The organism is bacterium, from assembly GCA_016716565.1.
GTDB lineage: Bacteria > Bacteroidota > Ignavibacteria > Ignavibacteriales > Ignavibacteriaceae > IGN2.
Genome location: JADJWC010000003.1, coordinates 633,113 through 643,841, shown reverse-complemented (window position 1 = coordinate 643,841; position 10,729 = coordinate 633,113). Strand labels below are relative to the sequence as shown.

Genomic DNA, 10,729 nt, shown 5'->3' with positions numbered 1-10,729 from the left:
TAAAGAATTTTGGAAATTAATACCACGTTAACTATTTCATTCATAAGTTCGGGAGGGTAAAATGGAACTTCGTAAAAGAAATCTTGGATTTGCGCTGGGATTGTTGTGGGGATTGGCAGTAATGCTAGGCACGTGGTGGCTGCTGTATTGGGGAACACCGGGAAATACTATCTCACTACTTGGAGCATTTTATTTTGGTTACACATTCAGCTTCGTGGGAGGCATAATCGGATTCATCTGGGGCTTTGTGGATGGGTTTATAACCGGAGTGCTTATAGCGTGGTTTTATAATTTGGGAAATAAGTTGTTCAAGCGTAAGGCAGCGTGAGAGGAGTTAGGAGCTAGTAGGTAGTTGTTGAGTAGCGAGTAGCTTTTAGCAGTAAGTAGTTAGTGGTGAGTAGGTAGTAGAAAGATTTTCTGATTGCTATTTACTGGTTACTAATTACTATTTACTGATTACTATTTACCGATTACTATTTACTAATTACTGCTTACTGTGTTCTTGTGCCTTTAGAATTTTGAATTTGAATGATATCTAACCGAAGATTTCTTACGGATAAATACTTTTTATTAAGCTGGCTGCTGGCAATCCTCTTTCTCATCTATTCTTTTATCCTTGCATTAGGATCGATGGAAGGTACTCGCCAGCGAAGACCGGAAATGGTTTCTTTCCATATCTAACAGATAAACCCCTTACCGAAGATGGGTACTATATGTTCACTGTCGCCTGGAATATAGCAGATGGTAAAGGTTTTACGTACAATAATGATATAAGTACTACAGGTGTGCAACCTCTTGGAACTTTGCTTTATTCAATTCCCGCTTATGCTATACAAAGTTTTGGCGGTGATAAATATGACCTGGCGCGTGCAGCTATTATATTTTCTGCATTTCTACAGGTGTTATTTACATTTGTGATTTACAGACTCGCATTGTCAATATCAAATGCGCCGGATAAAGGATTGTACTTTTTAATTTCAGTGTGCGTTGTGCTGCTCAACTTTAAAGTTCTCTTAAACTTTGCCAACGGTCTTGAAACAGGATTGTATTTAGTACTATTATCTATCTTCTTTTTATGCTGGTTGAAGCAAAAAGAAACTGAGCTAAACATTAAACAGATATTGCAGATAGGAATACTTACAGGACTGCTGCTTCTGTGCAGGCTTGATTCGCTGATAATACTATTTACTTTTTACATTTTACTTTTATTCTCTAAAAAACTAAAAGTAACTCAACTTGTAATTATAATTATTATTGCACTTCTTATTTATCTGCCATGGCAGCTTTACGTTTGGGATGTAACAGGAAATTTAATGCAGTCATCAGCAAGAAGTCAGACTGCTTTGTTTCCTTTTTTTGATTTGCCATACAAGCTTGAGCAGTATTTTTCTTCTATCATTCAGCATACAACTCCTTTCCTGTTTACAGGCAACATTCTTGTTTGGCTGATGTTCCCTCTTGGACTTGCATATCTTGCAGTGGTTTATATTTATCATAAAAAGTACAACAGTCAGATAATAAAACCAGAAACAGTAAAGGTCGTTACAGCAATAGCAATTTCATTTGCAGTTTTGCTGGTAATTTATTTCTTCTTTTCCAGTGCACCGCATTTTTACTTCAGGTATTCGGCGTTTATAATGGTTCTGTCCTTTCCTCTTCTTGTTGTCTTCTTCGCTAAATTATTAGAAAAAATCAGGAAGTACCATGAAGCATTACTATTACTCATCATAATGTTTTTCGCTATTCAAGCTTATCTTTATCTGCATTCCGGTAAATCGGCAAGAGCATTTTCTGTCAGATTGGAATTTGTTGAACATAATTTTACAAGTGAACATCGCATCGCAGCTTTTCAGACGGGAATACTTGGTTACTTCCACGACAATGTATATAATCTTGATGGAAAAATGGATAATGAAGCTTTAAGAAGTTTCTCTTCAGGAGGAATTGAAAACTACATTGACAAATTGAATATTGATATTTTAATGGAATGGAAAGATTTCGTTCCGGTACTATTTAGTAAAGAATATCTTGATACTAGCTGGAAGGTTTATGCTGAAGATATTGGTGATGGCAGAACGATATGTTATGTGCGAAAAGGTTTTAATAATTAATTGCACAATCCTTATTACTTCTCACTTCTTACTTTGTACTATTCACTACTTACTAACCACAACTTACTCACCTCCCCATATGGCGATAAAAAGTTTTATTCATAAATTTCGATAATAAAAAACAACGGAGAAACATATTGTACATTCTCGGCTTAAACGCATACCACGGTGATTCGTCTGCCTGCCTGATGAAGGACGGTAAAATAATTAATGCGATTGAAGAAGAACGAATAAGAAGAATTAAACACTGGGCAGGCTTCCCTTCCGAGTCTATTAAGTTCTGTCTGAACGATGCAGGTATTACAATCGGTGATGTTGATTACATAACTATCGGAAGAAATCCTTCAGCACATCTTGGAAAGAAGATCGTTAGGTCATTAAAGAAGCTTGCAAACTTTCAGTTCATTAAAGACAGAGTAGCTAACATTAAGAAAGTAACTTCACTTAAATCTGAATTGGCTAAAGGTCTCGGTGTAAGTGAAAGTGATATTAGGGCTGAGATAAAAAATATAGAGCATCATCGTTCTCATCTAGCTTCAGCTTTTTTCGTCTCCCCTTTTGATGAAGCAGCTATACTTTCGATTGACGGCTTCGGTGATTTTTCTTCAACAATGATCGCAACCGGCAAAGGAAATAAAATAGAGGTGCTGGAATCTGTAACTTACCCGCATTCACTTGGTGTATTCTATACAGCATTTACACAGTTCCTTGGTTTCCCATGGTACGGTGATGAATACAAAGTGATGGGTCTCGCTCCTTATGGCGAACCAAAGTACGTAGACAAACTTAAAAATATTGTGAAGTTAAAAGATAACGGACTCTTTGAGCTGGATGAAAGTTATTTCATTCACTCAACTGAAGGTGTTGCAATGACATGGGATAACGGCGCACCATTCATTGGAAGAATTTATTCCGATAAAGTAATAAAAGAATTCGGTCAGCCCCGTGATAAAGACGAGCCGTTAACTCAATACCATAAAGATATGGCTGCATCTGTTCAGAAGCATTGCGAGGATGTGATATTCCATGTGCTGAATCATCTACAGAAAAGAACCGGATTAAAAAATATCTGCATTGCAGGCGGTGTTGCACAGAACTCTGTAGCAAATGGAAAAGTTCTTCAGCTTACCGATTTTGAAAATATATACATACCTTCTGCCGGTTATGATGCAGGAACAGCAATCGGTTCAGCTCTCTGGCAGTTTCATCAGAATCTGGGAATGGAAAGAAAATATTTTGTTCGTGATGCTTACCTTGGCGCTCAATATTCCGATGATGAAATTGAACAAGAATTAAAAGCATCAAAAGTAAATTACAAGCGTTATGCTTCCGATGCCGAAACAATTGAAGCGACTGCTGAAATGCTCGCTAATGGTGCTGTGATCGGATGGTTCCAAGGAAGAACTGAATTCGGACCGAGAGCTCTTGGTAACAGATCTGTACTTGTTCATCCAGGTCGACCAGATGCAAAAGATCTGATTAACTCTAAAATTAAAAGAAGAGAATCTTTCCGTCCGTTTGCACCATCAATTCTTCGTGAGTATGTAAGTGAATACTTCGCACAGGAAGATGATGTTTATTTTATGGAGAAAGTATTTCCCATTCGTCCTGAAAAAAGAAGCGGACTGCCTGCAGTTACTCATGTGGATGGCAGCGGAAGATTGCAGACAGTACACAAAGATGTCTCCCCAAAGTATTATGCATTGATAGATAAATTCAGAGAGAAGACAGGGCTCCCGATTTTGCTTAATACATCCTTCAACGAAAATGAACCGATAGTTAATCATCCGAAGGAAGCGATTGATTGTTTCTTAAGAACAGAAATGGATGCGATTGTTTTGGGAAATTGTATTGTAGTTAGAAATAGTAAGGAGTAAATAGTAGTTAGTAAAGAGTAATTAGAAAACAGAAAAAAGGTAAGAAATCGTATGAAGGATAAAAAGGATTATCGAGGATTTAGGGATTTAATTGTTTATCAGCTTTCCTATAAATTATCTGTCGAAATATTTGAATTGACCACCACATTCCCTAAAGAAGAGAAGTATTCGTTAGTTGATCAAATAAGGCGATCGTCAAGGTCAGTACCAACTAATATATCTGAAGCCTGGAGCAGAAGGAGATATCCTAAATCTTTTGTAAGCAAATTAATCGATGCAGATGGTGAGGCTTCGGAAACAACTGTCTGGATGGATTTTTCAAAAGATCATAAATATATAAATGAAGAAAGCCATACTTACTTTATCGATACATTGAAGTTTCGAAGATGTTAAATAGTATGATTAATACACCGGAGAAATTTTGTTACTGAAAATTTCTATCTACATACTACATACTATTTACTAATTACTTGCTAACTATGCGTTTCTCAATTATTACAGCAACGAAGAACAACAAACCCGGACTTCTCCGTGCGATTGAATGTGTACGGAATCAGACATACAAAAATGTTGAGCATATTATTGTTGACGGCGGTTCGGACGATGGGTCGGTTAAGATCCTGAAACAAGTTCAGGATGACCTGCGGTCAGCTCAGGATGACAGCGAACCTGCTACCCACAACCAACTACCACACACTACTCACTACTCACTACTTACTATTAGCGAAGCTGATTCTGGTATTTACGATGCAATCAATAAGGGAATTAAATTGGCAACAGGTGATGTAATCGGACTCCTTCATTCAGATGATCTTTATGCTGATGAAAATGTGATTGAAAAATATGCTCTAGCATTTAACCAACCAACCACCAACTACCAACCTGCCTACCGGCCAGGCAGGCTACCAACTATCGATGCCGTTTATTCTGATCTTGTTTATGTTAAACATAAGTCCGATGTTCAAAAGCTTGTCCCGAACTTGATGCGGGATCAAAAGTCAGAAGGTAGTGAATCGACAACCACCAACCATCAACTACCCACTACCTACTCAACGATAAGATACTGGAGATCTCATAGTAAGAGAGTGGATTCCGGATCTCGCCAGAGGCGAGCAGGCTCGTCCGGAATGACAACTTCTGCTCACCATTCACTGATTACTGATAACCTGCTGCGCAAAGGCTGGATGCCCCCTCACCCGACATTGTTTATCAGAAAAGAAATTTTCGAAAAGTACGGTTACTACAGAACGGATATGAAAATTGCCGCTGATTATGAAATGATATTACGACTTCTGTATAAGCACAAAATCACTACTCACTACCTAGCATTTACAACCTACTTAATGACCATCGGCGGTGCAAGCAATAAGAGCCTTAAGAATATTTTACAGAAAAGTAAAGAAGACTATCTTGCAATGAAGATTAACGGAATTACTTTCCCGGTATTGACTTTAATCAGTAAGAACCTGAGAAAGCTCCCCCAGTTTCTGGCTCGTGATTTGTCCTGATTTCTTTACAATATTGTTCTCTTTGTGGATTTAATTACATATTAATCTTTAATTTTGCTAAGTGAAAACTCTAAATCATAGTTAGATTTAATGCAATACCTGATAATATTTTTTGCAACTCTTGTAGGCACAATATTCCTGACTCCATACTTTATTGATCTGTTCAACAGGATAAAAGTAGTTGACTTACCTGACGGTAATAGGAAATTACATTCCACACCTGTTCCCCGAATGGGCGGCCTGCTTATCTTCCTTGTTTTTCTTTCTTCTGTTTTTATTTTCTACAGCGATATTAATTCAATTAAATACTACCTCTTCGGAGCGATTATAATTTTCACACTCGGTGCTTATGATGATTTACTCGGCACGGGCTGGCTTTTGAAATTTGTATACCAGACAGTAGCGGCTGCTTTATTAATAGTCTTCCTTTTACCTGATTTATCTTCCTTCACTTTATTCACTTTGGAATTCTCAATTATCCCCGGAATAATTGTTCTTGCTTTTTTTATTGTCGGAACTATTAATGCATTCAATCTCCTCGATGGACTTGATGGATTGGTTTCAGGTATTTCAATGCTGGTATTTATCCTGCTGTTCTTTATCAGTCTGAATTTAATGGATACATTTTTACTAGTGATGCTTGCATCGGTTGCGGGCTGTGTATTAGGGTTTCTTAAATATAACACTTTCCCCGCAAGGATATTTTTAGGAGATTCAGGTTCATTCCTGCTTGGCTACCTGGTAGTGAGCGCAGTTCTGATTGTGGCTACAGATAAGTCGAGCGGTGTTCTAGATCTTACTTTCCCTGTGATAGTTCTGGCTGTCCCAATAGTTGATACAATAAAAGTTTTTTTCTTACGGATTATTAAAGGCAAGCACCCGTTTGCGGCTGACAGGACTCATTTACATCACATAGTCTACAGTCAGAATATAACTCATTCCACTACTGTATTTATCATTACGATATATTCTTTATTCTTTGCAGGGTGTGCAATTATCTACCTGTTCTATTCACAATTATGGGGTATGATATTATTTGCAGTGATGATATTCCCTCTTCTCTTTGCAAACAGGATTCTTCAGTTTATCATTCAGAGAGAGAAGCTTGTGGTTTACGGAAGAGCAGTTAACAAGTTCCCGCAGTTTCTAATTAACTATTACAGGATTGGCGTGCTTCCTGTAGTCGGATTAATGCTGCTTTATTTTTTCATTTTTTTGTTGATTGGTGAAGATGGCCCCATCGCAGAGTTCTTAATCCCCTCTTTTATTATCATCGGCCTTCTTCTGGTTTTTGCAGTACTGAACTACCAGCGGAACAAGCTGATCACAGATATAATAGTTTTCTTCAACATTTTAATCTTCTTTATCCTTAACCAGACACATAACGTCCTGTATGTCGATATTTCGTACCTGCCGGTTTTTGGAAATTTAACTTATCATTTACTCATCGTAAGCATATTGCTTCCGACTGTCGGCTTCTTCCTGATATTCAAAGACAGGATACTCAAGCAGGAGTCGTCATTCTTCACAGCGCTTGATTTAATAATTATTCTGATTATTATTTTATTATCGATTACGTCAAGTCTTATTCCTGTTTCCAAATCCTATTTGATTTCAGATACAATTTTCAGAAGTTTTCTTATTTATGCTTTCTACAAAGTGATTATAAACATTCAACCTAAGTTCAGATTTTATTTATTCACCGGATCATTTGTATTTGTAATTTTATCACAAGTTATATTTTTGATTCATTAATATGATGAAATCAGTTAGTCTCTTTTTATTTGCTGCTGTGATTTGGATTGAATCGTTTGCTCAGACGGTTTACCAGCCTGTGAGTTCTGATATTTATAATCTGCTGGAAAGACTTTTTATAAAGGGTGTTATAGAATATCATTCAGAAATAAAACCAATTCCGAGAAAGGACATAGCTACTTATTTATTGGAAGCACTATCGGAAAGGAAAAATTTAACTGGGCTTGATTTAAAGGAGATTGAATTTTACTGTAGAGAATATGCTGATGAAATTTCTTTTATAAGCGATGCCGGTAAATTGAATCTTCCGAGGACTGAGTTTTTTACTTCTGGTCAAACGGATAGATTCAGACTTTTTAACTACAGGGATTCATTATTCAGCTTTAACCTTGATCCTATACTAGGGATTGAAATCGGTAACCGATGGGGTTCAGGTTATTCACATCGATGGAATGGTCTTGAATTCTTTGGTTACTATTCAGATAACTGGGGTTACTCGCTTGATTTTCGTGATAACCTTGAAAGTGGTGATAATATTGACGATCGGAAAGTTAATGTTCCTGAAACAGGAATTAATATCTCGAAGAATACTGACAACAGCATTCAATACAGTGTTGTCAATGCACAGGTGAATTATGGATGGAACAGCGGGAATTTATCGCTTGGTAAATATGCCGTAAATATCGGGAATGGGAGAGCCGGACAGATAATCAATTCATCCAAAGCTCCGAGCTTTCCGATGATAAGACTTGATTTCCGTCCCGTTCACTGGTTGAATTTTATTTACTTCCATGGATTTCTTAAATCGGATGTACCGGATTCATCAACTTACCGTTCTACCAGCGTTGAGGGCAGAGAAAGTATTTCGGACATACCCAAATATATCGCATCGCATCTGCTATCATTCTACATCGCTGAAGATCTCTCTTTATCAATTGGCGAGTCGATCGTTTACAGTGATAATGTTGAGCCGGTGTACCTTATCCCTGTAATGTTCTTCCGTTTAGCTGATCACTATTTATCGAGCAGTTCAAATACCGGCGACAATGCTCAGTTATTTGCAGACGCATCTTACAGAATATCTCCAATTAACAGCAAAGTTTATGGTTCAGTATTCATCGATGAGTTGTCAATCGAGAAAGTTTTGGAAGGTGAGAATTTATCATCGATCGGTTACACAATAGGTACTGAGTTTTCAGATCTAATTATTCCAAATTCAGGTTTGGTCTTGGAATACACAAGGATGCAGCCTTTTGTTTATACTAATTCAAATGATGCCCATACTTATGACAGTCATAAGTATCAGCTTGGCCACTGGGTAGGAAGCAATTCGGATATCTTTTACGCATCTTACAGGCAGAATATTTTAAGAGGTTTGTATGCTAAGTTATCCGGCTGGTATTTCAGGAAAGGACAGACCGAACTTCCGGAACAGCAGTATCAGCTTCCTTATCCGTCGACTTTATATGGCGCACGGAGAACAGACAAAGTATTTAATCTTGAAATCACCTGGCAGCCTGTGCATAATCTTTTCGTTAAGGGTTACTATAACTATGCGGATATTTCAGACGAAGAACAAGGGCGGACACAAGAATTTATGCTTGGCTCAATTAACAATTTCGGATTTGCTGTATTTTATGGAATGTAAAGAGTTCTTACTTATTGTTTAGAAAAACTTAAGAGCTTAATTTGATAACCGGATTTAAGTTCTTTATTTGAGGGCATATATCAATTACTACAAACTTCATCTACTTCAATAACTATGGGATGTTCAATGAAGCCGCAGACACCATTCTCTGTAATTATTTTTTTTCTGATTCTGTTTTCCATCAGCCTTCCTGCACAAAACTTCGGGATAAAAGAATATCATCCTCTTTCGGGGAAGCTTGCATTCTCGCTTGAAGGAGGTCCGACTCTCGCTCTGACAGATTTTGCTGATAATAAAGTGAGCTATTTTGGCAGGTTAACAAGCGAGTATTTATTTCCAAGCACGCAATTCGGCGTATGGGGATTGAAAGGACACGCTGCCATCGGATATATTGAAGGTTCGGGTGGTGCAACGGTAACGCGTCCTGATCTTGTTGCATTCAAAACTTCGTGGCTTTCGCTTGGTGGTGGCGCAGAATTTATCCTAAGAATTTCAGATGTGGTAATGCCTTATGCTTATGCAGGTGCAGCTTACCTCTATTTTAACCCCAAAGATCCTTCCGGTGAACAGTTATTAAGGAACAGTCAGAAAAAATATTCAAAGCATGAATTTTCACTAATTGGTGAAGCTGGTTTTAAATTCCTGGTTTCGGATGATGTATCTCTGAATTTAGGTTTCAATATGAACTATGTAGATGTGGATAATCTCGATGATGTTGTTATCGGGTCGGACAATGATATTTTCTTTTCTGCATTTGGTGGACTTACAGTTTACTTTTTTGGTGTGAAAGATTCTGACTCCGATGGTGTTGCCGATGAGGATGATCTATGCCCGAATACAGGACCTAATGTGATTGTTGATCAGTTCGGCTGCCCCGTTGACAATGACAGAGACGGTGTACCGGATTATCTGGATCAATGTTCTGATACTCCCGCAAATATTCCGGTAGATGTGGATGGATGTCCTGTTGATTCAGATGATGATGGTATTCCCGATTACCTCGACCTCTGCAAGGATACACCTGAGGGTGTGCAAGTTGATAAAAGAGGCTGCCCTGAAGACAGCGATGGTGACGGAGTTCCGGATTTCCGGGATAACTGTCCTGATACTCCGCCTGGCACAGAAGTAAACAAGATGGGTTGTCCGATTGAATCCACAAAAGCCGAACTACCCGAAATAACATCAATGGTATTAAGCTCCGGGGTAAATTTTGAAACTGGAAAATCATTACTTCTACCTGGTGCCAGATCCGAATTGGAGAAGATGATTGCAGTTATGAAAAAACATCCCGATACATTCTGGCAAATAAGCGGTTATACAGATAATACAGGTTCTCTCTCACTTAATAAGGAACTTTCATACGAACGTGCGGAATCGGTTGCAGATTATCTTGTCTTAAATGGTATTAATAGATCAAGATTAATCGTTAAAGGATTTGGTCCGGAATACGCGGTAGCGGATAATAGTACGGAATTTGGAAGATCTCAAAACCGCCGGGTTGAAATAAACTTTCAGGATGGTACTGATACAAAAGAACTTCCGCGAACCGGTTACAGCGGCGATTATAATCCCGCAATTGAAAAGCATGTGGGTAATATGATTTTCACAGATGGTAACACTTATTGTTTCCAGGTTTCTTCATTCCGCTACAGAAGTCAGGCAGAAAAAGAAGCCTTGCAATTAAGGAATAAAGGTGAGAATGCATTTGTAGTTGAAGCAAATCTACCTGAACTCGATGGAACGTGGTACAGGGTCCGAGTGGGATATTTCAACTCACTAAGCGAAGCACGACAGAAAAAGGAAGAACTTAAAAGATAATTTGCAATACCC

Annotated in this window: 8 protein-coding genes and 1 pseudogene; all 9 read left to right on the top strand. The window is 38.1% G+C overall.

What is annotated here, in order from left to right; translation table 11 throughout:
• Positions 1-61: 61 nt before the first annotated feature.
• The 9 genes and pseudogenes from IPM14_14900 to IPM14_14860 all read left to right on the top strand — a co-directional run bounded on the left by IPM14_14900 (position 62) and on the right by IPM14_14860 (position 10,717).
• Positions 62-328, top strand: coding sequence for a bacteriophage holin (locus IPM14_14900; protein MBK9099371.1), 267 nt, complete (start codon positions 62-64; stop codon positions 326-328).
• Between the two features lie 200 nt (positions 329-528).
• Positions 529-681, top strand: coding sequence for a hypothetical protein (locus IPM14_14895; protein MBK9099370.1), 153 nt, complete (start codon positions 529-531; stop codon positions 679-681).
• 32 nt (positions 682-713) lie between these two features.
• A complete protein-coding gene (locus tag IPM14_14890; protein MBK9099369.1) occupies positions 714-2,111 on the top strand; it encodes a hypothetical protein in 1,398 nt (465 codons plus the stop codon).
• 137 nt (positions 2,112-2,248) lie between these two features.
• Entirely contained in the window at positions 2,249-3,988 is a 1,740-nt protein-coding gene (locus tag IPM14_14885) for a carbamoyltransferase (protein ID MBK9099368.1), read from the top strand.
• Between the two features lie 51 nt (positions 3,989-4,039).
• Positions 4,040-4,419, top strand: a pseudogene (locus IPM14_14880) (four helix bundle protein).
• A gap of 48 nt (positions 4,420-4,467) precedes the next feature.
• Entirely contained in the window at positions 4,468-5,496 is a 1,029-nt protein-coding gene (locus IPM14_14875) for a glycosyltransferase (protein MBK9099367.1), read from the top strand.
• A 90-nt stretch (positions 5,497-5,586) separates the two neighbouring features.
• Positions 5,587-7,251 carry an undecaprenyl/decaprenyl-phosphate alpha-N-acetylglucosaminyl 1-phosphate transferase gene (locus tag IPM14_14870; protein MBK9099366.1) on the top strand — a complete coding sequence of 555 codons (1,665 nt, stop codon included), beginning with the start codon at positions 5,587-5,589 and terminating at the stop codon, positions 7,249-7,251.
• A gap of 1 nt (position 7,252) precedes the next feature.
• Positions 7,253-8,899, top strand: coding sequence for a hypothetical protein (locus IPM14_14865; protein ID MBK9099365.1), 1,647 nt, complete (start codon positions 7,253-7,255; stop codon positions 8,897-8,899).
• A gap of 126 nt (positions 8,900-9,025) precedes the next feature.
• Positions 9,026-10,717, top strand: coding sequence for an OmpA family protein (locus IPM14_14860; protein ID MBK9099364.1), 1,692 nt, complete (start codon positions 9,026-9,028; stop codon positions 10,715-10,717).
• Positions 10,718-10,729: the final 12 nt, after the last annotated feature.

Coding starts and splice junctions, on each gene's coding strand:
- IPM14_14900 (MBK9099371.1), top strand. CDS start 62: ATGGAACTTCGTAAAAGAAATCTTGGATTTGCGCTGGGATTGTTGTGG.
- IPM14_14895 (MBK9099370.1), top strand. CDS start 529: ATGATATCTAACCGAAGATTTCTTACGGATAAATACTTTTTATTAAGC.
- IPM14_14890 (MBK9099369.1), top strand. CDS start 714: ATGTTCACTGTCGCCTGGAATATAGCAGATGGTAAAGGTTTTACGTAC.
- IPM14_14875 (MBK9099367.1), top strand. CDS start 4,468: ATGCGTTTCTCAATTATTACAGCAACGAAGAACAACAAACCCGGACTT.
- IPM14_14870 (MBK9099366.1), top strand. CDS start 5,587: ATGCAATACCTGATAATATTTTTTGCAACTCTTGTAGGCACAATATTC.
- IPM14_14865 (MBK9099365.1), top strand. CDS start 7,253: ATGATGAAATCAGTTAGTCTCTTTTTATTTGCTGCTGTGATTTGGATT.
- IPM14_14860 (MBK9099364.1), top strand. CDS start 9,026: ATGAAGCCGCAGACACCATTCTCTGTAATTATTTTTTTTCTGATTCTG.